Annotated in this window: 22 protein-coding genes and 4 pseudogenes; 8 read left to right on the top strand and 18 right to left on the bottom strand. The window is 72.8% G+C overall.

Translation table 11 applies throughout. The annotated features are described in order from the left end of the window. The first annotated feature begins 11 nt into the window (after positions 1 to 11). Positions 12 to 1,706, top strand: coding sequence for a dolichyl-phosphate-mannose--protein mannosyltransferase (locus E4N62_RS20640; RefSeq protein ID WP_230216493.1), 1,695 nt, complete (start codon positions 12 to 14; stop codon positions 1,704 to 1,706). Positions 1,707 to 1,742: 36 nt separating this feature from the next. On the opposite strand, the gene E4N62_RS20635 is transcribed toward E4N62_RS20640, so the two are convergent. The 6 genes from E4N62_RS20635 to E4N62_RS20610 all read right to left on the bottom strand — a co-directional run bounded on the left by E4N62_RS20635 (position 1,743) and on the right by E4N62_RS20610 (position 6,662). Further along, positions 1,743 to 2,321: a hypothetical protein gene (locus E4N62_RS20635; RefSeq protein ID WP_230216491.1), complete on the bottom strand. Its 579-nt coding sequence runs from the start codon at positions 2,319 to 2,321 to the stop codon at positions 1,743 to 1,745. Beyond that, entirely contained in the window at positions 2,318 to 3,700 is a 1,383-nt protein-coding gene (locus E4N62_RS20630) for a hypothetical protein (protein ID WP_230216489.1), read from the bottom strand. Before E4N62_RS20630 ends, E4N62_RS20635 begins: the two co-directional genes overlap by 4 nt. Beyond that, positions 3,697 to 4,503 carry an ABC transporter ATP-binding protein gene (locus E4N62_RS20625; protein WP_374117035.1) on the bottom strand — a complete coding sequence of 269 codons (807 nt, stop codon included), beginning with the start codon at positions 4,501 to 4,503 and terminating at the stop codon, positions 3,697 to 3,699. Before E4N62_RS20625 ends, E4N62_RS20630 begins: the two co-directional genes overlap by 4 nt. A gap of 38 nt (positions 4,504 to 4,541) precedes the next feature. Beyond that, positions 4,542 to 5,378 (bottom strand): zf-HC2 domain-containing protein, encoded by an 837-nt coding sequence (locus E4N62_RS20620; RefSeq protein WP_230216485.1) that lies wholly within the window; start codon positions 5,376 to 5,378, stop codon positions 4,542 to 4,544. After that, positions 5,375 to 5,935: an RNA polymerase sigma factor gene (locus tag E4N62_RS20615; protein ID WP_184897548.1), complete on the bottom strand. Its 561-nt coding sequence runs from the start codon at positions 5,933 to 5,935 to the stop codon at positions 5,375 to 5,377. Before E4N62_RS20615 ends, E4N62_RS20620 begins: the two co-directional genes overlap by 4 nt. 112 nt (positions 5,936 to 6,047) lie before the next feature. Then, the gene (locus E4N62_RS20610; RefSeq protein WP_374117034.1) at positions 6,048 to 6,662 is read right to left on the bottom strand and encodes a dihydrofolate reductase family protein; all 615 of its coding nucleotides are present in this window, start codon (positions 6,660 to 6,662) and stop codon (positions 6,048 to 6,050) included. Positions 6,663 to 6,915: 253 nt separating this feature from the next. Here E4N62_RS20610 and E4N62_RS20605 point away from each other — a divergent pair, with 253 nt between their 5' ends. The 3 genes and pseudogenes from E4N62_RS20605 (at position 6,916) to E4N62_RS20595 (ending at position 12,430) form a co-directional block, all read left to right on the top strand. Then, positions 6,916 to 8,106: a glutamate--cysteine ligase gene (locus E4N62_RS20605; protein WP_230216481.1), complete on the top strand. Its 1,191-nt coding sequence runs from the start codon at positions 6,916 to 6,918 to the stop codon at positions 8,104 to 8,106. A 240-nt stretch (positions 8,107 to 8,346) separates the two neighbouring features. Beyond that, positions 8,347 to 10,131, top strand: a complete 1,785-nt coding sequence (locus E4N62_RS20600) for an N-acetylglutaminylglutamine amidotransferase (RefSeq protein WP_230216479.1) — start codon at positions 8,347 to 8,349, stop codon at positions 10,129 to 10,131. A 144-nt stretch (positions 10,132 to 10,275) separates the two neighbouring features. Beyond that, positions 10,276 to 12,430, top strand: a pseudogene (locus E4N62_RS20595) (prolyl oligopeptidase family serine peptidase). A 57-nt stretch (positions 12,431 to 12,487) separates the two neighbouring features. Here E4N62_RS20595 and E4N62_RS20590 read toward each other — a convergent pair. Continuing rightward, the gene (locus tag E4N62_RS20590) at positions 12,488 to 12,856 is read right to left on the bottom strand and encodes a phosphatase PAP2 family protein (RefSeq protein WP_230216477.1); all 369 of its coding nucleotides are present in this window, start codon (positions 12,854 to 12,856) and stop codon (positions 12,488 to 12,490) included. A 263-nt stretch (positions 12,857 to 13,119) separates the two neighbouring features. Further along, positions 13,120 to 13,608 carry a DUF5709 domain-containing protein gene (locus E4N62_RS20585; RefSeq protein ID WP_230216475.1) on the bottom strand — a complete coding sequence of 163 codons (489 nt, stop codon included), beginning with the start codon at positions 13,606 to 13,608 and terminating at the stop codon, positions 13,120 to 13,122. 230 nt (positions 13,609 to 13,838) lie between these two features. Between E4N62_RS20585 and E4N62_RS20580 the strand changes: the two are divergent. Further along, positions 13,839 to 14,222 (top strand): annotated as a pseudogene (locus tag E4N62_RS20580) (cytochrome P450); the annotation flags it as partial. Positions 14,223 to 14,518: 296 nt separating this feature from the next. Here the strand turns inward: E4N62_RS20580 and E4N62_RS20575 are convergent. The 4 genes and pseudogenes from E4N62_RS20575 to E4N62_RS20560 all read right to left on the bottom strand — a co-directional run bounded on the left by E4N62_RS20575 (position 14,519) and on the right by E4N62_RS20560 (position 18,181). Continuing rightward, a complete protein-coding gene (locus tag E4N62_RS20575; RefSeq protein ID WP_230216473.1) occupies positions 14,519 to 14,914 on the bottom strand; it encodes a hypothetical protein in 396 nt (131 codons plus the stop codon). 129 nt (positions 14,915 to 15,043) lie between these two features. Beyond that, entirely contained in the window at positions 15,044 to 15,505 is a 462-nt protein-coding gene (locus E4N62_RS20570; RefSeq protein ID WP_230216471.1) for an SRPBCC family protein, read from the bottom strand. Positions 15,506 to 15,769: 264 nt separating this feature from the next. Beyond that, positions 15,770 to 17,015 (bottom strand): annotated as a pseudogene (locus tag E4N62_RS20565) (IS110 family transposase). Between the two features lie 534 nt (positions 17,016 to 17,549). Continuing rightward, a pseudogene (locus tag E4N62_RS20560) lies at positions 17,550 to 18,181 on the bottom strand (SDR family oxidoreductase). 204 nt (positions 18,182 to 18,385) lie between these two features. Here E4N62_RS20560 and E4N62_RS20555 point away from each other — a divergent pair. From E4N62_RS20555 to E4N62_RS20545, 3 genes are all read left to right on the top strand, one after another. Beyond that, positions 18,386 to 19,291, top strand: a complete 906-nt coding sequence (locus E4N62_RS20555) for a glycoside hydrolase family 16 protein (protein ID WP_230216469.1) — start codon at positions 18,386 to 18,388, stop codon at positions 19,289 to 19,291. 100 nt (positions 19,292 to 19,391) lie between these two features. Beyond that, a complete protein-coding gene (locus tag E4N62_RS20550) occupies positions 19,392 to 20,156 on the top strand; it encodes an IclR family transcriptional regulator (protein ID WP_184897535.1) in 765 nt (254 codons plus the stop codon). A 101-nt stretch (positions 20,157 to 20,257) separates the two neighbouring features. Continuing rightward, entirely contained in the window at positions 20,258 to 21,496 is a 1,239-nt protein-coding gene (locus E4N62_RS20545) for a PP2C family protein-serine/threonine phosphatase (protein ID WP_230216467.1), read from the top strand. A 918-nt stretch (positions 21,497 to 22,414) separates the two neighbouring features. Here the strand turns inward: E4N62_RS20545 and E4N62_RS20540 are convergent. The 6 genes from E4N62_RS20540 to paaA are packed head-to-tail and all read right to left on the bottom strand — an operon-like array spanning position 22,415 to position 26,923. Then, positions 22,415 to 23,182 carry an enoyl-CoA hydratase/isomerase family protein gene (locus E4N62_RS20540; RefSeq protein WP_230216465.1) on the bottom strand — a complete coding sequence of 256 codons (768 nt, stop codon included), beginning with the start codon at positions 23,180 to 23,182 and terminating at the stop codon, positions 22,415 to 22,417. 8 nt (positions 23,183 to 23,190) lie between these two features. Next, positions 23,191 to 24,303, bottom strand: coding sequence for a 1,2-phenylacetyl-CoA epoxidase subunit PaaE (gene paaE / locus E4N62_RS20535; RefSeq protein WP_230216463.1), 1,113 nt, complete (start codon positions 24,301 to 24,303; stop codon positions 23,191 to 23,193). Then, positions 24,303 to 24,818, bottom strand: a complete 516-nt coding sequence (gene paaD / locus E4N62_RS20530) for a 1,2-phenylacetyl-CoA epoxidase subunit PaaD (RefSeq protein ID WP_230216461.1) — start codon at positions 24,816 to 24,818, stop codon at positions 24,303 to 24,305. The genes paaE and paaD overlap by 1 nt, the downstream gene beginning before the upstream one ends. Beyond that, positions 24,812 to 25,639: a 1,2-phenylacetyl-CoA epoxidase subunit PaaC gene (gene paaC, locus E4N62_RS20525; protein ID WP_230216459.1), complete on the bottom strand. Its 828-nt coding sequence runs from the start codon at positions 25,637 to 25,639 to the stop codon at positions 24,812 to 24,814. Before paaC ends, paaD begins: the two co-directional genes overlap by 7 nt. Before the next feature lie 10 nt (positions 25,640 to 25,649). Further along, positions 25,650 to 25,943, bottom strand: a complete 294-nt coding sequence (gene paaB, locus E4N62_RS20520; RefSeq protein WP_230216457.1) for a 1,2-phenylacetyl-CoA epoxidase subunit PaaB — start codon at positions 25,941 to 25,943, stop codon at positions 25,650 to 25,652. Further along, positions 25,940 to 26,923 carry a 1,2-phenylacetyl-CoA epoxidase subunit PaaA gene (gene paaA, locus E4N62_RS20515; protein WP_230216455.1) on the bottom strand — a complete coding sequence of 328 codons (984 nt, stop codon included), beginning with the start codon at positions 26,921 to 26,923 and terminating at the stop codon, positions 25,940 to 25,942. Before paaA ends, paaB begins: the two co-directional genes overlap by 4 nt. Positions 26,924 to 26,996: the final 73 nt, after the last annotated feature.

Here is a 26,996-nt window from a genome sequence, read left to right as displayed (position 1 = left end):
CTGTCACCGCGATGCTCCACGGCCCCCGTCCGACGACGGCGTCCCTCGACCGGATCGACCGTCTGCGCCCGTTCGGGTACGTGGGGCGGCCTCTCAGCGACCTGCGCGAACGGCTGGTGCCGCCCTTCCCGGAGCCGGGGACCCGGATCTGGGAGCGGGTCGGGCTCGGGCCCGCGTCCGCGTACCGGATCGCGCGTGCGACGGGGTGGCTGGGGCCGCTGTTCGTGGCCCTGCTGGCGGGGTCGATCCGCTTCTGGCGCCTCGGACAGCCGCACGAACTCGCCTTCGACGAGACGTACTACGCCAAGGACGCGTGGTCGCTGCTGCGACTGGGCTACGAAGGCACCTGGCCGGACCGCAAGGTCGCCGACCCTCAGGTGCTGGCCGACCCTCAGGTGATCCCGCTCTCCGACGCCGGCGCCTTCGTCGCGCACCCGCCGACGGGCAAGTGGGTGATCGCCGTCGGGGAGTGGATGCTCGGTCTCGAACCGTTCGGCTGGCGCTTCATGACGGCCCTCCTCGGCACCCTGTCGGTCCTGATGCTCTGCCGCGTCGGACGCCGCCTGTTCCGTTCCACGTTCCTGGGCTGTCTGGCCGGCGCGCTGATGGCGGTGGACGGTCTGCACTTCGTGATGAGCCGCACCGCGCTGCTCGACCTGATCGTCATGTTCTTCGTCCTGGCGGCGTTCGGTTGCCTGCTGCTCGACCGGGACCACGCCCGGGCCCGGCTCGCGGCGGCGCTGCCGGTGGCCCCGGACGGGCATGTCCGCCCGGACGGGGACACCGGGGACCACGCCGGTACGGGACGGCGCCCTTGGCGGCTCGCGGCGGGTGTGTGTCTGGGGCTCGCCGCCTCGACCAAGTGGAACGGCCTGTACTTCCTGGCCTTCTTCATGGTCCTGACCGTGCTGTGGGACGTCGGCGCCCGCCGCGTCGCGGGGGCACGCCGCCCGTACCGGACGGTGCTGCGCAAGGACCTCGGCCGGTCCGTGCTCTCCCTCGCCCCGGTCGCCGCGGTGACGTATCTGGTGACATGGACCGGCTGGTTCCTGTCCGACGACGGCTACGGCCGGCACTGGGCGGACGGCCGCGGCGGCGTCTGGTCGTGGATCCCGGCGCCGCTGCGCAGCCTGTGGCACTACGAGTCCGCCGTCTACCGGTTCAACGTGGGGCTGGAGACCTACCACAAGTACGAGTCCAACCCGTGGAGTTGGCTGGTCCTCGGCCGCCCCGTGCTGTTCTCGTACCGGTCACCCGAGCCCGGTGAGGCCGGCTGTCACGCGCTGACCGGCTGCTCCCAGGCGATCCTCGCCCTGGGGACGCCGATGCTGTGGTGGACGGCGTGCTGCGCCCTCGGGTACCTGCTGTTCCGGTGGGCGCTGCGCCGGGACTGGCGCGCGGGCGCGGTGCTGTGCGCGGTGGCCGCAGGCTACCTGCCCTGGTTCCTCTACCAGGACCGCACGATCTTCGCCTTCTACGCCGTCGTGTTCGTGCCGTACGTGTGTCTGGCCGTGGCCATGACGCTGGGCGCGCTGCTGGGTCCGCCGGGGGCGGGCGCCGACCGCCGCAACCGGGGGGCGGTGGCGGTCGGGACCCTCGTCCTGCTGATCGTCTGGAACTTCGTCTACTTCTTCCCGATCTACACGGGCCTGACGATCCCGTATCCCGACTGGCAGGTCCGGATGTGGCTCGACACCTGGATATGAGCCCCGACTCCGTGCTCCCGCCGCCGGCCCGGGCGGCTACCGTCGCGGGCCCGCGAGGGCGTACACCGTGGTGCCGGTGACCGCGAGGGCCACGGCCGTCCAGGTGGCCGCGGGCGTGCCGGGCGGCAGCAGCATCCAGGTCGCGATCTCCGTCGGCACGCTCGTCGGGGGCGGGGCGAAGACCGAGAACGACAGCCAGCCGACCGCCGGGGTCCACGCGTACGGTGCCCCGCACACGACCGCTCCGAGGGCGACGAGCCCCGTCAGCCCCGCGCTGTCGCGGACGACGAACGCGGTGGCGGCCAGATCGGTGCCCGTCGCCCCTACCGCGAGGAGCACGGCGGCGACGACCGTGCCGATGAGCAGCACATGGCCCGCCCTGCGGGGCCGCCAGCCGATCGCGGCCGTGCGGTCCAGCGCGAGGTCCTGCCCGCCGAGCCCGATCGAGGCGGCCGTCACCCCGGCGACGAGGACGAACACGGGCGTCCTCGGATCGACCGCTCCCCCGCCGCCGTCCCGGGCGACCAGCGCCCACACCGCGGCCGCGCTGAACAGGACGGCGGCGAGCGACACGGGCACCTGCCGGGAGCGCGCGTACAAGGTCAGCCATCTCATCGGGCCGTACCGCCGTCCAGGATGCTGAGCGGGTCACCCGAGCAGGAGACCGCGGCGGTGTGCGCGGCCTTGACGCGGGCGACCTGCTCGGACCACGGCAGGGCCTTGAGTTCCTTGAACACCGGTCCGGCCGTGGCGAGTTGGGCGCTCTGCGGGTGCATGGCGCCCTCGAAGGGCCGCAGCTCGCCGAGGACCCAGCCCGCGACGACGCCCTGTGCGGCGAGTTCACCGACCGTGCCGCTCTCGCCGGCGCTGCGGGCGAAGCAGACCGGCGCCATGCCCTGCCCGAGGAGGGCCCGTGTCAGCTGCTCGCCCTCGGCGTCGGCGATCACGCTGTCGTCGAAGTCGAAGAGGACGGCCGTGCGTGACCGTTCCGGCGCGTCGAAAATCCCCCGTTGCGCGGTGCTCTCCCGGACGGTGGTCGGTGCCTCGCCGCCGAGAACGTCCCGCAGGTGGCGCAGCGCCTTCTTCCCCGGGTCCGCGAAGTCCGACAGGCGCTCCTGGTGGACGGCGGCCACGCACACCGGTCCGTCGCACACCTGGGCCGCGGCGGCCTCGTCGACGACGTACACCCGGCGGGGGTCGGCGGGCAGGACGAGCAGGGCGATCACGGCGCCCGCCAGGACGGGTGCGAGGGCGAGCAGCCGGGCGCGCGGCGTGGCAGCGGCCAACAGGGCGAAACCGGTCACGGCCATGCCGAGCAGCCAGACCGTCTGGCCCAGGTGCACGGGGGCGGAGAGGGTCAGGAACACGTCGAGCGTCTCGTCCACCGCCGGTGACAGCAGGGTGACGCCGGTCGGCCCCGAGATGGCCGTCGGCACGGCCGTCTCCGTCGACATCCGCAGCAGGTTGACGAAGACGAAGGCGGTCACGGCCAGTGCGGGCGGGGTCAGCGGGGAGGGGAGGTTGCGTCCGATCCCCATGCCGAGCAGGGCCCCCGCGACGAGCGCGAGCACGGCGACCAGCGAGATCGGCAGCCAGCCGAGGTGCGTGTACTCGGTGTTGCCGATCACCTGGACCGCGCCCAGGAGGACGACGAGTGTGAAGGCCGCGGTCAGCGTGATCGCCGTGGCGCCCGCGGTCGTGGCCGCTCGGTGCCGGGCGGGCCGTGAGGTGCTCGTCAGCAGCTCGGTCATGCGGGAGCGGTGGTCGCGCAGCCCCTGCAGGGCGCCGAGCGCCAGCGCGAGCGGCCACAGGACGGCCAGCAGGAACCGGGTCCACAGGGCCAGGGACGTCCACTGGCTCGTCCACAGCGCTGAGCCCTTCCACCACGGTCCGCTCACCAGGTACAGGAACGCCAGGGCGACGCAGAGGGACACGACGCCGGCCCAGGGGGCGACGGAGCGCCTCAGCTCGATGCGCAGGACACGGTCGTTCACCAGGTGCCCCTCTCCTGGCGGGGGTCGAGCAGCAGCGCCGAGTAGCCGCGCTCCAGCGGGCTGTCGCCGACGTGCTCGGGCCCGCCCGCGGCGGCCAGTTCGTCGGGGGTGCCCTGGAAGACCAGGCGGCCCTCGGCGAAGAGGACCACGTCGGTGCAGGCGGCGGCGACGTCCTCCACCAGATGGGTCGAGACGACGACACAGGTGTCCGTGCCCAGCTGCTGCAACAGCTCACGGAAGCGCAGCCGTTGGGCGGGGTCCAGGCCGACGGTCGGCTCGTCGAGGAGCAGGATCGCCGGGTCGTTGACGATGGCCTGGGCGATCCCGACGCGCCGCACCATGCCGCCCGAGAGGGCCTTCATCCGCTCGTCGGCGCGGTCGGCGAGGCCGACCCGCTCGATCGCCCGCTGTACGGCGCCGGGGATGTCCGCCTTCGGGACCTCCTTCAGCCATGCCATGTACTCGATGAACTCGCGCACGGTGAAGCGCTTGTAGTAGCCGAACTCCTGCGGCAGATAGCCGATCCGGCGGCGCAGTGCCCGGTGTTCGCCGAGCCCGCCGGCGAACTCGCCGAGCAGTTCCAGGGTGCCCTCGGCGGGGCGCAGCACGGTGGCCAGCGCCCGGATGAGGGTGGTCTTGCCGGCCCCGTTGGGTCCGAGCAGGCCGTGCACGCCGGTGCCGAGCGACAGGTCGAGCCCATCGACGGCCATCCGTTTCCGCCCGGCCCTCACCTTCAGCCCCGTGGCCCGGATCTCCCAGGCGTAGGGCGTCGGCGCGAGGTCGGCCGCGGTCAGCGCGGTCATCACGTGTGGTTCCTTCCCGCCGGTGGTCGTCTTGGTGGTCATCGATGGGCTCCCAGCACGGAGTAGGCACCCCTGCGGGCGATCACGACGCCGATGCCGAGCGCGAGGATCAGCCCCCACACGGGCATGCCGTCCGTCCGGAGAGCGAGGGGTGTGTGGCCGGTGGCCAGGGTCGGCGCCACGACCACGGCGGCCCACACCGCGACCAGCGCGAGGGCGGCTCGGGTCACGCCGACGAGTCCGCCGAGTGCGAGGGTCGTCGAGGTGAACGCCAGACAGGGCAGCAGCCACTGGGCGGCCGTCACCCCTGTCGCCCATCCGCCCACGAACAGCGCGGGCACGACGAGGACGAGCACGGCCACGGTGCGCCGCAGTACCAGGGGGAGCCCGGCCCGGGGCACGGAGGCCGTCAGCTCGTACGCCGGGTCCAGGCCGCGTGCCCAGGAGGCCGCGACGCCGAGCACGGGCAGGACGGGGGAGAACAGCAGCACCAGCGACACCTCGCCGTGGCCGGAGCCGGGTCCCGCGCCGGGGTCGGCGAGGTCGAACAGCAGCGCGAGCAGGGTCACGCTCATGACCATGGCCAGCCACGGCACCGTCGTGGGCGTCAGCCAGGTCGACAGGCGGGCACCCAGCCGTCGCCGGCGGGGCATGGTGGCCGTGGTGGACAGCCGGGGTTCGAGGTCGGCCCATACGGTGCCGACCAGGGCGGCCACGGCGGGCGCGTTCGCCGTGACGGCGGCCGACAGCCGGTCCCGGCAGGTGCGGCAGGCCTCCAGATGTGCTTCCAGGGCCCAGACCTCGTCGGTGGCGAGGCCGGTGTCCCCGCGCGCGTAACCGTCGATGAGCCGCGTCGACGCGTGTTCCACACTCATGCCAGGGCCTTTCGCATCTCGGTCCGGGCCCTGCGGGCACGGGTCTTGACCGTGCCCTCGGGCACGCCGAGCAGGACCGAGGTCTCCCGGACGGTGAGCCCGTCGAGCACCATGGCCTGCAGTACCGCCCTGAGTTCGGGCGCGAGACGGCGCAGCGCGTCCCCGACGTCGCCGCCGACGGTCGCCGCGAGCGCCTCGTCCTCGGCGGCGGGCGCCACGGGGTGCGCGGCGGCCGCGGGCGGGGGTTCCGCGTGGTGGGCCCTGCGCCGGAAGGCGTCCACGAGCCGGCGGGCGGCGATGGTCCACAGCCAGCCGACGGCGGTCCCTCCGACGGCCGCCCCGGCGAACGCGCCCGCCGCGCGCCACACCGCCAGGTACGTCTCCTGCATGACTTCGGCGACGATCTGCTCGTCGGCGCAGCGGCGCCGCAACCGCACCGCCAGCCATGGCGCCGTGCGCCGGTACAACTCGTCGAACGCCGCGCGGTCGCCCTTGGCCACGAGCCGGACGAGGCGTTCCTCGTCCGGCTCTCCCGCTGCCTTCCTGACTGATCTCACACCCCCTAGACGTGGCGCCCGCGCGACGGGTTTTCCGTCCGGAGTGATCCCCGTCACATACCCCAGGGGGCTTCGAGGTCTCGGTGGCGGGAGCGCTCGTCCGGCAGCCCGATCACCGCACGAAGCGGTACTTCAGGTGGGTGGCGAGCGGGGTGTGGACCACCCCGACCGTCTCGAGGTCGCGCCGTCCGGCGGCCGGATCGTCGAAGAGTCGCAGCCCGTCCCCGAGGAGTGCGGGCACGACGTGCAGGTGCAGTTCGTCGATGAGCCCTTCCCGGAGGTACTGCCGCACGGTGTCCGCTCCGCCCGCGATGTCGACGTTGCGGCCCCCGGCCGCGGCCCGCGCCCGGTCGAGGGCGCCGTGGACACCGTCGGCGACGAAGGTGAAGGTGGTGCCGCCCTCCTTGACCAGGGTGGGCCCCGGGCGGTGGGTCAGCACGAAGACGGGGGTCCGGAACGGCGGGTTGTCGCCCCAGAACTCCTCGCCCAGGTCGTACATCGTGCGGCCCATGATCACCGCCCCGGTGGCATCGAACCATTCGCGCATCAGTTCGGAGTCCCGGTTCTCCTCGCCACCGGTCATGCCCTGGCGCTCGCGCCAGCTCGCCAGGCTGTGGATCCACTCGAAGAGCGGCTCGGCACCGTCGCCGCCCGGGTTGTCGGGTGAGACGCCGGGGCCGGCGAGGTACCCGTCGAGGGAGATGGCCAAATCCGCAGTCACGGTCACGGTCACGGTGAGGTACTCCTGAAGTCCTGGGTCGTACTGCTTTCACTCTCACGTCGATCGGCGAACGCCGCTTTCGACACCGCCCGCCCCATCCGTCGCCAGGACCGGCGGAGCACCGCTGACACATGACGCATTGGCGGCGGACGTGCAGAGATGGGACTATTTGTGCGTTTGTCGGGAACTCGCACCACGCAGCGGTCGTCGAAGGGCCTCGGCCCGGCAGGCGATCTCGGGTACGGATGAGGGAGAAGCCGTGACCGTTCGTGTAGGCGTAGAGGAAGAGTTTCACGTTCTGGACGCGGAGAACGGGCGACTGGTCCCCGGGGCCGGCGCGGTCCTCGGCAGACTGCCCGGCCCCGAGTTCAAGGCCGAGCTCCAACGGTCGGCGGTGGAGTGGAACAGCCCCGTCCACTCCGCGCTCGACTCCCTGCACACGGATCTGAGCGGGGCACGGCGGCGGCTGGACGAGGCGGCCACCGGGCTCGGTCTGGCCGTCGTGGCGGCCGGGACCGTGCCGTTCGCGCGGGTGACGCCCGGTGACGCCACCCCGGACTTCCGCTACCGGGCCCTGGTCGACGAGTACCGGAAGGTGGCCGACGAGCAGCTCGTGTGCAGCGCGCAGGTCCATGTCGACGTGCCCGACCGGGACACGGCCGTGCGGATCATGTGCGCGGTGTCGCCGTGGCTGCCCCCGCTGCTGGCCCTGTCCGCCAGCTCGCCGTTCTGGCTCGGCTCGGACACGGGCTACGCGAGCTGGCGCACCATGCTGTGGCAGCGCTGGCCCACCGCGGGACCGGTCGGCTGCTTCGGCGGGGCCGCCGAGTACGACGCCGCCGTCGAGGACCTGATCCGCTCCGGCGTGATCAAGGACCCGGGCATGGTCTATTACGACCTGCGGCCGAGCGAGCACCAGCGGACCCTGGAGCTGCGCATCTGCGACGCCTGCCCGCGCGTCGAGACGGTCGTCCTGATAGCCGGTCTCTTCCGCGCCCTCGTGGAGGACGCCAGGGCCGGCCTGGAACGGCCCGGCGCGGGCTGCGACGGCAGGCACGAGTGGCTGCGGGCCGCGGTCTGGCGGGCGGCACAGGCGGGCTTGGAGGGCACCCTCGTCGACCCGGTCACGCGCGCCGCCACGCCCGCCCCCGAGGTCGTGCACACCATGGTCCGCAGGCTGCGCCCGGCCCTGGAGGCCCTCGGCGACTGGGACACCGTCCGCACGCTCACCGAGGAGGCCCTGGCCCGGGGCAGCGCCGCCCACCGGCTGCGCCAGGTCGCCGAGCGGGAAGGCCTGCTCGCCTGTGTCAAGGCGGCGGTCGCCGACACCCGGGGCGACCACGGGCAGGGCACCGGCCCCGGAGCCGTCCGCCGGCCCGTCGCCGCGGCCGGTGGGGCCGGACCGGCGGGGACCTCGGCGGCGTACTCGGTCGAGTCCATCGGCGGCTGACCCCGCGGGGCGGTGCGGAGAGACAGGCACCGGCCACCGCCCCGCGACAGGTCACGGCGCGGAGACCCGGACGGAGAACCCGTCGTCCGCCCCGTGGAGCCGGTGCCACCGTGATCAAGGAGTGGCTCGTATGCCCAGCAGCAAGACGGAGACGCACCCGAAACGCACCGGCTCCTGCCCGATCGAGGTACCGCCCCCGGGCCCGGCCGACGGCCACCCCCCGCGAGGAGGTGCGGTCTGATGTGCGGTCTCAGCGGAGAGATCCGCTTCGACGGCGGACGGCCCGACCTGGCCGCCGTCGAGCGCATGACCGACCGACTCTCACCCCGGGGCCCGGACGGCAGGGGCCTGTGGTCGCAGAACGCCGTCGCCCTGGGTCACCGCAGGCTGAAGATCATCGACCTGTCCGAGTGCGGGGCCCAGCCGATGACGGACCCGGCGGGCCGCATCGCCGGTGTCTTCAACGGCTGCGTCTACAACTACAAGGAGTTGCGCGAGGAACTGCGCGGCCTCGGCCACCACTTCTTCTCCGGCTCCGACACCGAGGTGGTGCTCAAGGCCTACCGGCAGTGGGGCACGTCCTGCGTCGACCACTTCTACGGCATGTTCGCCTTCGCCATCGTCGAGCAGGCCACCGGACGCCTGGTGCTGGCCCGCGACCGGCTGGGCATCAAGCCGCTGTACCTGGCCCAGGCGCCGGGACGGCTGCGGTTCGCCTCCTCGCTGCCGGCGCTCCTGGCGGGCGGCGGCGTCGACACCTCCCTCGACCCGGTCGCGCTGCACCAGTACCTGAGCTGGCACGCCACGGTGGCCGCACCGCACACCGTGCTCGCGGGCGTGCGCAAGCTTCCCGCGGCGACCGTGCGGGTGGTGGAGCCCGACGGCAGCCACCGCGACATCCGCTACTGGCAGCCGCCGTACACCCGTCGCCCCGGGGACGCGGGGATGGACGCGGACGACTGGCGGGACGCGGTGCTCGAAGCGCTGCGCACCGCCGTCCGCCGGCGCATGGTCGCCGATGTGCCCGTGGGCGTCCTCCTGTCGGGCGGCCTGGACTCCAGCCTGATCGTGGCGCTGCTGGCCGACGAGGGGCAGCGCGATCTGGCGACGTTCAGCGTGGGCTTCGAGTCCGAGGGCGGCGAGGAGGGCGACGAGTTCCCCTACTCCGACCTGGTCGCCCGGCACTTCGCCACCGACCACCACCAGCTGATGGTGCCCTCGGACCGGGTGTCGACGGCCCTGGACGCGGCGATCGAGGCGATGAGCGAGCCGATGGTCAGCCATGACGTGGTGGCCTTCCACCTGCTCGCCGAACAGGTCGCGAAGGAGGTGAAGGTCGTGCAGAGCGGCCAGGGCGCCGACGAGGTCTTCGCCGGCTACCACTGGTACCCGGACATCGCCCCCGCCCCGAGAGAGCGGGCGTCCGAGGCGTACACCGAGACGTACTTCGACCGCTCGCACTCCGACCTCGCCGGCATGCTGCAACCGCACGTGCTGCCCGATCACGACGTCTCCGGCCGTTTCGTGCGCGCCCACATGGCGAGCCCCGGCGCCGAGACCGCGCTCGACGCGGCGCTGCGGCTCGACGCCGAGGTGATGCTCGTCGACGACCCGGTCAAGCGCGTGGACAACATGACCATGGACTGGGGCCTGGAGGCCCGCGTCCCGTTCCTCGACCATGAGCTGGTGGAGCTGGCCGCCGTCTGCCCACCGGAGCTGAAGCTCGCCGACGGCGGCAAGGGGGTGCTCAAGGCCGCGGGCCGCGAGGTCCTGCCCGCCGAGGTCGTCGACCGGCCGAAGGGGTACTTCCCGGTCCCCGCCGTCAAGCACATGGCGGGACCCGTGCTGGGGCGGGTCCGTGAGGCCCTGTCCGCGCCCGAGGCCAGGTCACGCGGCATCTTCCGGGACGCCTACGTGGCCAGGCTGCTGGCGGCCCCGGACGAACACCGCGCCAGGCGTGGGGCGAACGAGCTGTGGCAGATAGCTTTGCTGGAGATATGGCTGCAAACGCACGGAATCAGGTGACCGGGGCGCACCCCTCACGGGCTCCCCGCCCCTCCCCGTCGGCGAGGACCTCGTCGACGGGACCCCGTGGCGCCCGAGGAGCACGGCCCGACCGCCGCGGCCCCAGGGACACCGGGAACGAACGGACAGGCAGGCACGGCCCTCGTGCCGACGCCGGCCACAGCCACGGCCCCGGTGCCGGTCCCGCTGCCGGACACCGCCGCCCCGCTGGACACGCCACAGCCCTTGCGATCGCACGGCTGCTGGTACCCGTCTGTGGACCCGAGCGGTCAGTACGTCGCGTTCATCTGCGACCGGAGCGGGGTCCCCCAGCTGTGGACCGGGCCGGTCGGCGGGGACGAGGTCCATCTGCTGGACTCCGATCCGCACCCGGTCAAGGAGGTGGCCTGGTCGCCCGACGGTCGCTGGATCGCCTACACCACCGCCCCGGGAGGCGGCGAGCACACCAGGGTGCTGTGCGTACGGCCGGACGGGACCGGTCGGCGCATCCTCGCCGGTGCCGAACCGGGCAGCTCGGCGTATCTGGGCTGCTGGCAGCACGACGGTACGGCCGTCGCCGTCACCGTCGCCGAGCCGGTCCGCACGCCCGGCGGGGCCGAAGGGGAGGAGTGGGCCGCACCCTCGGGCCCCGGCCTCGCCGATCCGGACACCTACACCGCGCCCCGCCCGCCGGGCTGGGCCACCCGCGACGGCCGGGCCGTGCTCCTGGGCGGCCCGTACCACGGCGCGGCCGGCCCCGGGTCCGGCCGCGACACGCGGGGCCCCGAGGACCGGGGCGACGCGGGGACGCCCGGCGCCCACGAGAGGGACGGCGAGACGGCCCGCGAGAGGACGTCGGGCGGAGGGCTGGCCGCCTATCTGGTCGACCCCCTGGGCGTGGCGGCGCCCACCCTGCTGGCGGTGGAACGCGGCGCGGCGACCCTGCGCGTGTGCGACATCAGCAGGGACGGGCGGCTGGCCCTCCTGCGCCGGGGGCCGCGCGGCCGCCGCGAGGCCCTCGTCGTCCGGACCGGCGATCTGCGGACCGCCTTCGCCCTGCACGTCGCCGACGGGGACCCGTGGATCGGCCGGTTCTCCCCGGACGGCAGAACGCTGTGGCTGCGCAGCGACGCGGCCCGTGAGTTCGCCGCGCTGTTCGCCGTCCGCCTCGACGCCGAGGGCACGGCCCTGGGGCGGAGCGTCGCCGCCGAGCGCGCGGACTGCGGACTGGAGCTGCTGGCACTCGGTCATGACGGGTACACCGCTGCCCTCGCCTGGAACGTGCGCGGCGCCACCGAGCTGGAGGTCACCTCCGTGTCGCCGACGTCCGCCGGGGAGGCCCGGGTGGGGCCGTCGCGGAGGGTGTCGCTGCCGCACGAGGTCGTGACGCGCATCCCGCGCGTCGACGGGCGGGCGGGACTCGTGCTGGCCCTGTCCGGCTCGCAGCGCCGCCCCCGGGGTGTGGTGGTTCCCCGACGGCACCGCGCGACGGACCGCGTGGTCGTCCCGGGACGAGGACGCGGTCCCGCCCGGCCGCCCGCCCGTACGGCCCGTGCCGCTGCGGCCCGTCGCGCGGGACGGACTGCCGCTGAGCGGCTGGTACTACCGGGCTCCCGACCGGGGAGCCGGGGAGCCCGCGCCCTGTGTGATCCATCTGCACGGCGGACCGGAGGAGCAGGAGCGGCCGGTGTTCAACCCGCTCTACCACGAGCTGCTGGGCCGGGGCCTCGACATCTTCGCGCCGGACGTGCGCGGCTCGTCGGGGCACGGCCGGTCGTTCGTCGACGCCGACCTCGGGACGGGCCGGTTCGCCGCGATCGAGGACGTCGCCGCCTGCGCGGCCCATGTCGTCGTCGCCGGTCTCGCCGATCCCCGGCGGCTGGCCGTGATGGGGCGCTCCTACGGCGGCTACCTGGTGATGGCGTCCCTCGTGTGGCACCCGGACCTCTTCCGCACCGGCGTCGCGGCCTGCGGCATGTCCGACTTCGCGACCTTCTACGCCGGTACGGAGCCGTGGATCGCGGAGTCGGCCGCGCACAAGTACGGCCACCCGGAGCACGACCGTGAACTGCTGCACGCGCTGTCCCCGATGACCCGCGTGGACGCCCTGCGCGTCCCCGTCCTCACGGTCCACGGGGAGCACGACACCAATGTGCCGCTCGGCGAGTCCGAGCAGTTCGTCCGTGCGGCCCGGGAGCGCGGTCTGCGGGCGGAACTGCTGCTGCTCCGCGACGAGGGCCACGACTTCCTGCGCGCGGACAGCCGCAGGATCTTCCGCCGGACCGCCGCCGACTGGCTCCAGCGCCACATCGCCGAGTAGACCGCCGACCGGTCACACCGGTCATGCACTCCTCGTGATCCGGCACGCCCTTGCGCGTCAGGGCAGTCGGCGGACGGCGAGAAGCAGCAGGCGTGGGAGGCGGCGGGCGCTCCAGGCACCGGCCAGGCCGATCACGGCGCCCGCGGCGACATCGCTCGGGAAGTGGGCGCCGCTCGGCACCCGCTCGACGGCCACGAGCACGGTGGGGACCGCGCACACGGCGCCGACCGCGGGCCAGGTGGGCCAGGCGGCGGCCGTGAACGCGACCGCGCCTGCGGTGTGGCCGGACGGGAGCGACGACGACGCGGGACGCTCGTCGGCCTCGGCGTGCGGGAACCACTCCCTCGGCGGCCTGCGCCGGTCGATCAGCTGCTTGCCGAGCGCGTTGGAGCCGACCTGTGCCACCGTCAGCGCCGCCAGGCCCACCGCCGCCGCTCGCCGGCCGCGCCCACCGCCCCGGCCGCCGCGAACCGCCAGCCGCCTGGCAAGCCACCGATCCCCGCGCGCAGCCCGGCCGACACCTTCATGCTCCGTTGTGCACCGCTCGCCCCGCGGCCGCGACAGGGCCGCGTGCGGAGCGGCGGAGCGGCGGTCGGCACCGAGCCGAGGCGCGGGCCGACGCGCGGGCCGAAGGGTGGGCCGACGCGCGGGCCGAAGGGTGGGCCGAAGGGTGGGCCGATGCGAGTCCTTCAGACCTCCGGCGGGTCCGTCGTGAACAGCGCGTCGTCGGGGACGACGTGCATAGCTGCCTCCTCCGCGCCCGCCGCGCCGCCGTCGATGCCCTCGTCCTCGGCGATCAGTTCCTTGGTGGTGTCCGTCCGGGCGCCCTCGTCGGGTGCGACGAGGCGGCCGGCGCGGTCCGCTCCGACCTCCGGATCAAGGGGTTCGCCCTCTCCGCCAGGGAGGTCTCCGATGCCGTCCCCCGCCGGGACCTCCACATCGGGCACCTCCTGCCGCAGTCTGTCGTCGAGGGACTCGCCCTCGTGCTGCTCGGCGGCCGTGGTCCCGCTCTTGGTGACGCCGAGCGGCCTCTCCGGCGGCGAATAGCCCTCGTCCAGCATGTCGTCGTACGTACGTTCGTCGAGCGCGTCCTGGAGATCCAGGGGAGCGGCGTCCTCCTGCTCCTCATTGCCACCGGTGGGCTGGTAGGCGTCGTCCGCCATGTTCTCGTCGCTCATGCTCGCCTCCGGGGGTGTTCGACCGGTTGGTGGTCTCCGTGCGGAGTACCGAGTTCCGTGGGGTGTAACACCTCTGTGCCGCGACCGCCCTCTCGTCGGGGGCGCGAACGTCCCCTCGTCGGGGTCGCACGAGCCCCTTGTCACGACGGTCTGCGGCGCGCTTTCGACCATCCGTGCGGTGCCCGCGCTCCCCGCGTTACCGGCGGACCGGTGCGGGCACTCGGGTCGGCATGAATCCCAGTCCTCGCACTCCGCTGGTCGACAGTTCACTCGCGGCCCTGCTCAAGGGGTACACCTGGCTCCCCGACCGTCGGCGCCGCACCGCCGGTCCCCTGGTCCGCGCCCGCCTGACGGGACGACACACCGTCGCCCTGTGGGGCCCGGAGGCCGTCCGGTTCTTCTACGACGAGCGGCACGTGGAACGGGCGTCGGCGCTGCCCGGCCCGGTGCTGAGCACCCTCTTCGGCCACGGGGCGGTGCACACCCTGGACGGTCCGGCCCATCGCGTGCGCAAGGAGATGTTCCTTTCGCTGCTCACCGGTCCGAAGGCGGTCGGCGACCTGGTCGAGCAGGTCGCCGACGCCTGGGACACGGCCGTACGGTCATGGCCCGGCTGGAGTACGAGGTGCCCGCGCAGGACCTGCGGATCCCGCTGACCCGGATGCCGGCACGGGTGCGCAGCGGCTTCGTCATGGAGTCCGTCCGGGTACCGGCGCGGCAACCCGCGTCGCGATAGGTCGCGCGGCGCCCGCCGAAGTGGAACCGTCGCGCTGAGAGTCCGCGGCTGAGAGTCCGCGTGGGTGCGGGCCGTTCGCCCGCCCCCACGTCTCGTCCGCTCGGCCGGGCCGAGCAGCCCGGTCGGGTCCGCTCAGGCGGTCAGCCCGTCGGTCAGCCCGGTCAGGCGGCCGTCTCACGGCTGATCCGGCGTCCCGCAGCGACCGCGCCCAGCACCGCGCCGACCGCCCCAGCCGCCGTGCACCGCTCCCTCGCCGGGAGCGGGGACGTGCAGCGTTCCGTGCGTGGCCGGGGCCGCCTCGTCGTGGGACAGATGGGTCTTGTCGGTCTGCTTGGCCATCACCCGCTCCGCCAGGGCCGGGTTCTTCCGCGCCCTGCGCACCAGGGCCCGCCCGGCCGGGCCGACCACCACTTCCCGGTGCGGATGCCGGACCAGGTCGACGACGGCCTTGGCGACCCGCTCAGGGCTGTAGTCGGGCGGCATGGCGACGACCTTGCGCCCGGTGTAGTTGGCCGACTGTTCGAAGTGCGGGGTGTCGATGGTCGCGGGCATCACCGTGCATACCCGCACGCCCTTCACCCCTTCCACCCACGGCCGCAGGTCTGTGTCTCCGACCCGCACCGCCCCTGGCAACGGGGCACCTGACCTGTGGCGTGGCCGACGCATCGAGAGCCGGCCGCGCGGGAGCCGGGCAGGGCGTTACCCTTCGGGCTTGATCCGTCCACGCCAGGCTCCGGACTCACCTCCGCGGCTCTCGATGTACTCCTTGAACCGCTGCATGTCGCCCTTCACACGCCGATCGATCATTCCGAGCATGTCACCGGCCTTCTCCGCGGCGCCGGAGGGCTCGATGTCCATGACAAGCTCCACCCGGGTGCGCGTGTCGTCCAGGCGCTGGAAGCGGACCGTGCCCTTCTGCCTGGTGTCACCGGTAGTGGTGCGCCACGTGATGCGCTCGTCGGGGAGCTGGTCGACGATCTCGGTGTCGAATTCGCGCTTCTTCCCGCCGATCTTGGTCGTCCAGTGGTTGTGACGCTCGTCAAGCTGCCTGACTTCCTCGACTCCTTCCATGAAGTGCGGGAACTGCTCGAACTGGGTCCACTGGTTGTAGGCGGTGCCGACCGGGACCTCGACTTCGACCGCTTCCTTGACCGTGCTCATGAGAGCCTCCGTGTCTGTATGTCGGCGGGCATCCACGTCAGCCGACTTCCTCTGTGCCCGGAGTTCACCGGTTGATACCAGGGCGAAGTACCCAAACTACCTACAGTTAACCAATACGTCCGCCCAGCGTGAAGGGTTCACGCCGAGGGCCCGCGTTGCGAGGCGCAGGCCGCTGACGCGTAAATAGGTGCAGGTCAGGGCGGTGGTGGGCAGGTCTGGGTGCCCGGTGGCCGTGCTGGCCACCGGGTGTCCGGGTTTCTTGTGTCAGGCTGCGTGCTCCCTCGGGTTGAGGGTGACGGTGTAGCCGAGTTGATTGAGCTGGTTGATCGCGCGGCGGGTGGCGCGTTCGGGGTCGCGCTGGGTGAAGTAGGTGCCGCCGAGTTCGTGGTAGGGGAGGTGGTTGGTGAGCATGTGCCAGATCGCGGTGATGATCGAGTGTTCGACGGCGACCAGGGCCCTCAGGGGGCCGCGGCGGGCGGTCAGCCGCTTGTAGCGGGCCTGGAGATAGGTGTCCTTGGTTCTGACCGCGCCGAAGGCGGCCAGGCCGAGGGCGCCCTTGAGGTAGGGGTTGCCGGGCCGGACCTTGGTGTTCTTGGTGCGGCCGGCGGACTCGTGGTGGCCGGGGCAGACGCCGGCCCAGGAGGCGAGGTGTTTGGCGGTGGCGAACCGGGTCATGTCGCCGCCGGTCTCCGCGATGATCACTTCGGCGACGGCCCGGTTGATCCCGGGGATGGTGTCCAGGAGGTCGAGCGCAGGACGAAAGGGGGGCCATCGCCTCCTCGATCCGTGCGTCCAGCTGCCCGATCGCGTCGGTGAGCTGGTCGTAGTGGTCAAGGTGCAGCCGGGTCAGGAACGCGTGGTGGGCGCGGAAGCGTCCGGTCAGGGCTTCGGTGAGTTCGGGGATCTTGTTGCGGAGCTTGCGTTTGGCCAGCTCAGCGAGGGCCTGCGGGTCGCGTTCCCCGGCGATGAGGGCTTCGAGCATGGCCCGGCCGGAGACGCCCATGATGTCGGCGGCGACCGCGGCAAGCTTGATCCCGGTGTCCTCCAGCAGCTTTTCCAGCCGCTGCACGATCTGGCCGCGCTCGCGGGTCATCTGGGTCCGGGCCCGGGTCAGGTCCCGCAACTCGCGCACCGGCTGCGGCGGGACGAACGAGGCACGGACCAGGCCGTGGGCGCCGAGCTGGGCCAGCCAGGCCGCGTCCGAGACGTCGGTCTTGCGGCCGGGCAGGTTCTTGACCTGCCGCGCGTTGACCAGGATCACGTTCAACTCGTCGGCCAGCAGGTAGTAGAAGGGCTTCCAGTAGTCCGAGGTCGCCTCGATCACCACCAGGGTGACCTGGGCGGCGAGCAGGTGATCGCGCAGGGCGAGCACGGCGTTCGTCGTCGCGCCCCAGGTCGTGGTCTGGTTCGTGAACGACCCACGCCGTTTCGTACTCGGGGTGCGGATGCACGCCTTGGCGTCCTTCTTGCTGACGTCCACACCGGCGCAGCGTTCGTGCAGTACGTCCATGTCCAGAGCCCCTCCCTCAACGGCCGAGCGGTACGCCGTTCCGGGAGGGCCAGGGTGAATCAGGAATTCTGACGCACGTGCTCACAGCAACACTCCACGGTTCCCGCGGACGGCCCTCGGCACCATGCTGACCTGCGAGCTCACCGGCATCACAGAGACCTCGGTTTCGGCCGGAACGAACCCCACCAGCCTCCCGGACCGGCATCAGCCCACGTCAGGGCACACAAGGAGCACCTCGGCGCGCGCCACGGCATTTACCACGCCCCCGGCGCGCACCGAAGGCGCGCTGCGCTGCTGACCTGCGGTTTCCAGCTATGAGGCCGCGCACACGGCAAGGCCGGGGCCCTTACCACGCCTGACCTCACTACCGCACCGAGGGCACGCCCACGCTCACCGGTCGGCCCCGGCCGGTGACACCGGCCGGGGCCGCTGCGCCGGACGTTGGGCGGTGACGGCGGGGGGCCTGAGCCACCCAGTACGGCGCGCTGGCTCTCCTCGAGTCGCGCGGTGAGGAGACGGAACGCGGCGGCGGCCTCACGGAACTGGTTGCCCGGGAGATACGCGCGGAAGCGCTGGAACGAGGTGGTTGTCTCCCGGAGTTGGCAGCCGATGTCGAGGCACGGGGGGAACGTCTGGTTGCTCATGCCGGGGGAACTGCTGCCGCAGGCTGGATCCGAAGCCCTGCACGGCGTGTTTGGACATGCTGTACGGGTGGCTGTAGGGCTGGGCGACGGCTCCCACGATCGAGGAGATGTTGACGAGCTTCCCGCGCCCCTGCGCGCGCATCACCGGCAGAGCCGCCCGCGCCCCGTGGACGTAGCCCATCACGTTGACGTCCAGGACCCGCCGGAAGTCCTCCAGCGGTACGTCCTCTAACCGGCCGAAGGCGTTGACGGCCGCGTTGTTGACCCAGACGTCGATCCGGCCGAACTCCTCCACCGCGCGCCTCGCCAGGTCCTCGACGGCCTTGGCGTCGGTCATGTCGGTCGGCACGACCAGCGTCCGCGCCCCGCGGTGCGTCTCGCACTCCCGGGCGTCGCCTCCAGCGCCTCCTCACGGCGGGCCGCCAGTACCACGGCGCACCCCTTGCCGGCGAAGGCCTCGGCCGTGGCCCGGCCGATCCCGCTGGACGCTCCCGTCACCACCACGTGTTCCCGCAGTCGCATCGCGTACCTCCTCAGGTCCGACGTCCCGGACGCGTCGGGTCCGGCTCCGGGCCCCGAGTACCCGAAACCGCCGATTCACCTCGGCGATGGCGGAGTACGACCCTCCGGAAGGCGCCCGGCCGCGGGGATGGCGCCGGAGCGGTCGTGCGGTGACGATGCTCCCTCGCGCCACGCATCCCGCGGTGGGACGAAGGGGGCTGTCCGATGGGTTCGCACGCGGCACCGAAACGTCGTGGACGCGCGGTGTGGCCCTCCGTGGGTCTCCTGCTGCTGGTGGCGCTCGTCGGCGTTCCCCGTGCCGAGGGAGCGCCGGTGTCGGCCGACGCCTGCCGTGTCGCCGACACCGACCTGCCCCGGGGCGACTGCGGGCCGTTCTGGCAGGTCCTCGCGGAGGACTTCGACGGCGACCGGGTGCCGCTGGGCGGGTTCAGCGACTGCGAGCACCGGGTCGACACCTCCGCCGCCCACTGCGGGGGCCTCACCGGCGCGTACCGCGACAACTGGTGGGCGTACCCCACGGGTTGGCGCGACACGGCCAACGACCGGGGCCGGGACGTCGTGGGTGTCTACCACCCGGAGGACACCGTGAGCGTGGGCCCTGCGGAGAACGGCGACGGCCGGATGTTCATCCGGATGTGGCGGCCCGCCGACGGGGGTCCCGTGCACGCTGCGGCGGTGGTACCCCGTGCGGTCATGCAGATGAAGTACGGCAAGTACAGCGCCCGTATCAAGGTGACGAAGCTCGCCCCGGGATACAAGTCGGCCTGGCTGCACTACGGCGGGGGCTGCGAGATGGACCATCCCGAAGGTGAGTGGACCGGCGACCTCACCGCTTTCCACCATCCCTGCGGCGGCGGTGAACAGGGGTACTTCCCGGGGAGCGACGACTGGACCCGGTGGCACACCGTGTCGACGGAGTGGACGCCGGGTCATGTGCGGTTCTTCGTGGACGGGCGGCAGGTGGGCCACGACACCCGGGACGTGCCGGACCGGCCGCTGTCGTGGGTGCTGCAGAACGAGAGCGCCCTGGAGGGACCAGGCGCGGCACCGGGCAGCAGTGCCCAGCTCGACATCACCTGGGTCGCGGCCTACGCGTACGGGTGGAAGTGATCGTCCCGGGTCGAGGAGCCCCCCGGCGCAGTTGCCCGGCCCGGGCGAGCTCGCCCGGGCGGAGCTTGCCCGCGTCGCGTGCCCGGCGCACGCTGGTCGTATGGCTGCGCACGAAGGCCCCGGCCCCACCCTCATCACCTCCGTGCAGCGGGCCTTCCGCCTGCTGGAGGCGGTGAGCGCCCACGAGAACGGCGCGCCCGCGAAACAGCTGGCACGGGAGACCGGGCTGCCCCTGGCCACCGCATACCACCTGCTGCGGACCCTGGTCCACGACGGCTATCTGCGGAAACTGGCCGACGGCGGCTTCGTCCTGGGCGACAAGGTGACGGCCCTGCACAGCACCGGCCGGGGGCAGGCCCTGCTCAGCCGGGTCCGGCCGACGCTCGCCGCGCTGCGGGACGAGCTCACCACCGCCGCGTACCTCACCTTCTACGAGGACGGTGAGATCCGGGTCGCCGAGATCGTCGACAGCGCCCGGGCGCCCCGGGTGGACCTCTGGGTGGGGTTCGAGGACGCCGGGCACGCCACCGCGCTGGGCAAGTCGGTACTGCGTGAGCTGGACGAGGAGTCCCGCCGGGACTATCTCTCCCGGCACCACCTGGCGGACCTCACCCCGCGGACCATCACCGACGCCCCGGAACTGCTCCGCCGACTGGACTCCTCCCCCATCGCACCGGCCGTCACCGATCTGGAGGAGTACTCCCTCGGCACGGTCTGTGTCGCGGTGCCCGTGTACAGCGGGGACACGCTCGGTTCGCTCGGGGTCTCGCTGCGGGCGGACCGGCTCTCCCGGCTCGACGAGGTCCGGGCCAGGCTGCTCCCGACCGCGAGCCGGGTCACCAGGGGCCTGTCGCTCACTATCTGAAAATCGGCTCCTTGTGGCGCCCGCGCCCATCCTTTTTCCTGGATCAAACGGACAATTCTGGAGCGCATGCTCCACGCACAGGTGAGGACTGCGGGCGAAACATGAGTCACACCCGAGAGCTCGGCGGCAACCAGGAGCCCATCCGGCCGTCCCGGGGACGAGCGGCCGCCCCGGGGGCGGCGGCCCGGAACCGGGTCGCCGCGCAGCTCGCCTCCGGTACGCCCGTCCTGCCCGTCGTGCTCGTGCTGATCGTGTCCGTCATCGTGGTCGTCGGCCTGTTCGGCGGGGCCGGACACACCTGGCTGCCGCTGCTCGCGGCCGGGCCGGCGCTGGCCGCCACCACCAGCGGGCCGGGCGGCGTCCTCTGTGTCGGGCTGCTCGCCGGAGTGCTGGGCACGATGCTCGGCGTCCGGGACGGCGCGCGGGGACACGAGCTGGCCGCGGTGCTGTCCGCGCTGGCGGCCGTCACCGTGGCGAGCGGACTGGCCGGTGCGCTGCGCGGGCACCGCGAGCGGGTCCTGGCGGCCGTCCGCTCGGTCGCCGAGGCCGCCCAGCACGCGCTGCTGCAGCCGGTGCCGGCGGTCGTCGGCCCGTTCCAGGTGGCCGTCCGGTACAGCGCGGCCGCCGCCGAGGCCCGTATCGGCGGGGACCTGTACGCGCTCGTGCCCACCCCCTACGGGGTGCGGCTGATCGTGGGCGACGTGCGCGGCAAGGGGCTGCCCGCGGTGGGGGTCGCCGCCCTGGTGGTCGGGGTGTTCCGGGAGGCGGCGTACGAGGAGCCCGACCTGCTCGCCGTGGTCGACCGGATCGAGCGGAGCCTGGCCCGCAATCTGCGCAGCGACGACTTCGTCACCGCCGTGGTCGCCGGGCACCCCGAGCCGGATCGGCTGGAGCTGGTCAACTGCGGACACGCGCCGCCGCTGCTGGTGCGCGGCGCCGACGTGGTCCCCGTGGAGCCGGCCCTGCCGGCGCCGCCCCTCGGGCTGCGCGCTCTCACCGGCGAGACCCCCGCGCTGCAGACACTGCCCTTCGCCGACGGTGATCAGCTGCTGCTCTACACCGACGGCGTCACGGAGGCCCGGGACCGCGACCGCGAGTTCTACCCGCTCCCGGAGCGACTGGCGCACCATCTCTCCGAGGAGCCGGCCCACACCCTCACGGCCCTGCACGACGAACTGCTGAAACACGTGGGCGGCCGCCTGCACGACGACGCGGCCCTCCTGCTGCTCCGCAAACCCGCTGCTGCTGCCCCGGGACCGGGCCAACACCTCCCGGGGCTTCCTCGTCACAGCGGTTCCGGCGAGAAGTCGTACCCGGCGAAGTCGCCGACCGGAACATGACCGAGCGCAGGTAGAGCGCGTTGGCCGTGGCGTTGTCGAGGTTGGTGAACAGCAGGACCTGCCGGGCGCCGGCGGCCGACGCGGCACGGCTCGCCTCGGCGGTCACGGCACCCGCGTATCCGCGCCCGCGCAGGTGCGCCGGGGTGTGGACGGTGGTCACCCGCACATGCCCGGCGATCACCGGGGTGACCCCGGCCAGGGAGACGGGCATACCGTCCGGGTTCCCCCACAGGGTGACACGCCCGTCGGCGAAGCGGGCGGCGGCGGCCTCGGAGGGCACCTCACCGACGTCGGCGGCGAACTCCAGGTACCACCGCACGAGTCGCTCGCGGTCCCGCGGCCCGGCCACCCGGCTCCGGCCCGGCAGCGGCCGTGGTTGCCGGATTCAGCCGGTCGGCCACGACCGCCGCCCTCCTTGGAGCCGGGGATCAGATAGAGCAGGCCGGGTGCGGGGATCGAGGATGTTGTGGAAGCTGCCGCCGCGCCGACTGCCCGGTCGGGCGGTCGGGCGGTCGGGCAGGCGGGCAGGCGGGCAGGCGGGCAGGCGGGCGGGCGGGCAGGCGGGCAGGCGGGCAGGCGGGCAGGCGGGCAGGCGGGCAGGCGGGCAGGCGGGCAGGCGGGCAGGCGGGCAGGCGGGCAGGCGGGCAGGCGGGCAGGCGGGCAGGGCTATCACGCCGGCGTCGACGACATGGGATCTCCACCGGCCAGGGCTCGCCCAGCAGTTCGCGCAACGCCTCGCGCGGCTCCAGCTCGACCCGCCTCCTCACGCCGCCCGTCGGCGGTGAACAGCCCCCGCCCCTCTCCGGTACTGGTCTCGATCGTGCGCGGCAAGGCCGACCCCCGAGGTGTACGCCAGAAGACAGGTGCACCCCGCACGTTGATCGACCGGCACGACCGACCGTTCCGAGCCGCATTCAGTCAGAGAAACGTCGCCCTGCCAGGGCCCTCCTCGACGAAGCTGCGCATCCCCCGCTCGCGGTCCTCCGTCGCGAACAGGCCCGCGAACCAGTTGCGCTCGATGGTGAGACCGGTGTCGAGGTCGGTCTCCAGGCCCCGGTCGATCGACTCCTTGGCGGCCCGCAGCGCGAGTGCGGGGCCCTTCGCCAGCCGGGCGGCCCAGTCCCGCGCGTGCGCGTACACCTCGGCGGCCGGAACCACGAGGTCCACCAGGCCGATCCGAACGGCCTCGTCAGCCTTGATCGTCCGGCCGGTGAGGATGAGGTCCTTGGCCTTGGAGGGGCCCACGAGCCGGGACAGGCGCTGGGTACCGCCCGCGCCGGGGATCAGTCCGAGCAGGATCTCGGGCTGGCCGAGCTTGGCGTTGTCGGCAGCGATCCGATAGTCGGCGCAGAGGGCCAGCTCGCAGCCACCTCCGAGTGCGTAACCGGTGACCGCGGCGACGACCGGCTTGGGGATGCGAGCGACAGCGGTGAAGGCATCCTGGAGCGGCCGCGAGCGCCTGACCATTCCCGCGTGGTCGAGGAGCTTCATCTCCTTGATGTCCGCGCCGGCCGCGAACACCTTTTCGCCGCCGTAAAGGATCACCGCCCTGACGTCGTCTCGCTCGGTCACCTCCGCGGCGAGTTCGCCGAGCCGGTCCTGGGTGGCGATGTCGAGGGCGTTCATCGGCGGGCGGTCGAGGCGGATCGTGCCGACGCCTTCGGCGACTTCCAGGTGGACGGACATGGGCTTCCTCAGCTGTCGAAGTCGACGGTCAGCGTCTCGGAGACGGGGAAGGTCTGGCAGGTCAGCACATAGCCGGCCTCGACCTCTGCGGCTTCGAGGGCGAAGTTGCGGCGCATGTCGCCCTCCCCTTCGGTGACCAGGGCGCGGCAGGTGCCGCACACGCCGCCCTTGCAGGCGAAGGGCAGGTCGGGGCGCGTCTTCTGGGCACCGTCCAGCACCGTCGCCGCGCGGGGCAGCGCGGCGGTGGTGGACCGGCCGTCGAGCGTGACGGTGACCAGGCTGACGGGGCCCTCGGCGACGGCTTCCTCGTGCCGTGTCTGCCGTACCGGTGCGTCGTCCGCGTGGAACAGCTCCTGGTGGATACGGGTGTCGGGCACCCCCAGGTCGGCCAGGACCCGTTGCGCGTCGCGGACCATGCCGTGGGGTCCGCACAGCCACCAGTGGTCCGCCGCGATGACGTCGACGAGGCCGCCGATGAGGGCGGAGAGGCGATCGGCGTCCAGGCGGCCGGAGAGCACCTCGGCCTCGCGCGGCTCGCGGGAGAGGACGTGGGCGAGCTGGAAGCGGGCCGGGTGGAGGTCCTTCAGGTCGGCGAGTTCGTCGGCGAACATGACCGATCCGGTGCGGCGGTTGCCGTAGAACAGCGTGACCCGCGAGCGGTCGTCGGCGGCGAGAACCGACTCGGCGATGGAGAGCATGGGTGTGATGCCGGACCCCGCCGCGACGAGGACGTGGTGGCCGGGCGCGGTGAGTTCGGGGGTGAAGGCACCGGTCGGGGCCATCACCTCCAGGGTGTCGCCGGGCCGTACGTCGTGGACCAGCCAGGAGGAGAACAGCCCGCCGGGCACTTCGCGCACCCCGATGCGGGGCCGTGCGCCCACCGGCGAACAGATCGAGTAGGAGCGACGCTCGTCCCGCCCGTCGACCTCGCGGCGCAGGGTGAGCGACTGGCCCGGGGCGAAGGCGAACTCCTCCGCCAGGTCGTCCGGGATGTCGAAGCCGACCGCGACGGCGTCCTCGCACAGCCGCTGCACGGCGGCCACGCGTAGGGGATGGAAAGCCGGGCGGCGTCGCCGCACGGGCGCGGGGGCGGAGGTGCCGGGTGGCAGCAGGTCCTCCATCAGATCTCCTTGACGTACTCGAAGGGTTCGCGGCAGGCGCGGCAGCGCCACAGTGCCTTGCAGGACGTGGCGCCGAAGCGGGAGGTCTCCTGCGTGTCGGCCGAGCCGCACAAGGGGCACCGCACTGCCGGGCGGATGGGTGACAGCGTCAGCGGCACCGGGCCGGAGGAGGATCGCGGCGCCGGTCCGGGGGGCGCGATGCCGTGCTCGGCGAGGGTGCGGCGGCCGCTCGGCGTGATCCAGTCCGTGGTCCAGGGCGGATCGAGCACCGTGCGCACCTGGACGTGCGCGTATCCGGCGGCTGTGAGGCGCGCGGCCACGTCGGCGCGCATCTCGGCCATGGCCGGGCAGCCGGAGTAGGTCGGGGTGAGGCTGACGACGACCGTCCCGTCCTCACCGGCCTCGACGCCCCGCAGCACGCCGAGGTCGGCCAGGGTCAGCATGGGCAGCTCGGGATCCGGCACGGACGCGGCGATGCGACGGGCACGGCGCACATCCGTCAGTACGGTCACCATGTCGCGTCCGGGTGGGCACGGGCCACGCTCTGCAACTCGGCCAGCAGCGGGGCGAGGTGCGCGCCGTGCTTGCCGTCGCGGCCGGCGCCGGACAGCGGCCGGTAGACCGGCATCGACAGTCCGGCCGCCTCCGTGACCTGCTTCAGCACCGCTCCGACTTCGTCCCGGACGTCATACGCGGTGAACAGCTCTTCCATGTACGGCGCGACCTGCTCCAGCGCGTCCCGCATCCGGTGACGCGACTCGGCGGTGCCGTCGCCCAGCCGTACGGCCCATTCGGCGGCGTACTGCCGGTGGTAGCTCAGCTCCTTGACACCCTTGGCGGCGATCGCGGCGAGCACCGGATCGTCGGAGGCGGTGAGCCGCTCGAAGTGCGCGAGGCGCCAGGCGGAGAGCACCAGCAGCCGGGCGATCGAGAACGCGAAGTCTCCGCAGGGGAGTTCGGCGAGGCGTACGTTGCGGAAGTCGCCGGCGTCGCGGAAGTAGGCGTAGGCGTCCTCGCCACGCCCGGTGCCGTCGACCTGCCCGGCACGGGAGTACAGCAGACGGGCCTGGCCGAGCAGGTCGAGCCCGATGTTCGCCAGCGCCACCTCCTCCTCCAGCTCGGGCGCGCGCGTGGTCCATTCGGCGAGCCGCTGGGCGCAGACCAGGGCGTCGTCCGCCAACGCCACACAGACAGCGGCCAGTTCGCCGCTGTCGACGCCGCCGGGCACCGTGGTGTCCACACCGTGCAGGGGGTCCTCGAAGCCGGTGCCGTACGCCCAGCGGGTGTCGTCCTCATGTCCCTCGGCGAGGGTCAGGTAGACGTGGTCGTCACTCATTCCCTGCTCCTCAGATGTGCGGGACGTCGTCGGGGATGTCATAGAACGTGGGATGGCGATACACCTTGTCGGCGCTCGGCTCGAAGAAGGGGTCCTTCTCGTCACGGGTGGAGGCGGCGATGTACTCGCTGCACACGACCCAGATCGACACGCCCTCGTTACGGCGGGTGTACAGGTCACGGGCGTGCGTGAGCGCCATACGGTCGTCGGCGGCATGCAACGAGCCCACATGGACATGGTTCAGACCGCGCTTGCCGCGCACGAACACCTCGTACAGCGGCCAGTCGTTCTTCTCGGTGGTCATGCCACCGCTCCCTTCTGCGTACGGGCCGCCTGCTTGGCGGCGTGGGCGGTGGCCGCCTCCCTGACCCAGGCGCCCTCCTCATGGGCAGCCCGGCGCCGGGCGACGCGCTCGGCGTTGCAGGGCCCGTCGCCGGAGATCACCCTGGCCAACTCGGCCCAGTCGGGGGTGCCGAAGTCGTGGTGGCCGCGCTCGGCGTTCCAGCACAACTCGGCGTCGGGCAGGGCGACGCCGAGCTTCTCCGCCTGCGGGACCGTCATGTCGACGAACCGCTGCCGCAACTCGTCGTTGGAGTGCCGCTTGATCTTCCACGCCATCGACTGCGCCGAGTTCGGCGAGTTGTCGTCCGGCGGACCGAACATCATCAGCGACGGCCACCACCAGCGGTCCACCGCGTCCTGCACCATCGCCCGCTGCCCGCCGGTACCGCGCATCATCGTCAGCAACAGCTCATAGCCCTGCCGCTGATGGAACGACTCCTCCTTGCAGATCCGCACCATGGCGCGCGCGTACGGCCCGTAGGAACTGCGGCACAGCGGCACCTGGTTGCAGATCGCGGCCCCGTCCACGAACCAGCCGATCACCCCGACGTCGGCGAAGCTCAGGGTCGGGTAGTTGAAGATCGACGAGTACTTCTGGCGGCCCTCGATGAGCCGGTTCGTCAGGTCGGCGCGATCGGCACCCAGCGTCTCCGCCGCCGAGTACAGATACAACCCGTGCCCCGCCTCGTCCTGCACCTTGGCGAAGAGGATCGCCTTACGGCGCAGCGACGGCGCACGCGTGATCCACTCCCCCTCCGGCTGCATGCCGATGATCTCCGAATGCGCGTGCTGCGCGATCTGCCGCACCAAGGTCCGGCGATACCCCTCCGGCATCCAGTCACGCGGCTCGATCCGCTGGTCCCGCGCGATCGTCGCCTCGAAATGCTCCTGGAGCTCCGGCTCTGCGCGGCCCGCCGACGCGTCGGCGTATGTCGCGGACATCTCCCCTACCTTCCCTATCGAACATTCGTTCGACCTGTGTCATGGTTGAGTTCCCCGTGCTACGGCAGGTGCC

This window comes from Streptomyces sp. MNU76, from assembly GCF_020982545.1.
Classification (GTDB): Bacteria; Actinomycetota; Actinomycetes; order Streptomycetales; family Streptomycetaceae; genus Streptomyces.
Note: the sequence above shows the minus strand (reverse complement) of the source record. Positions and strands in the feature narration are given on the sequence as shown.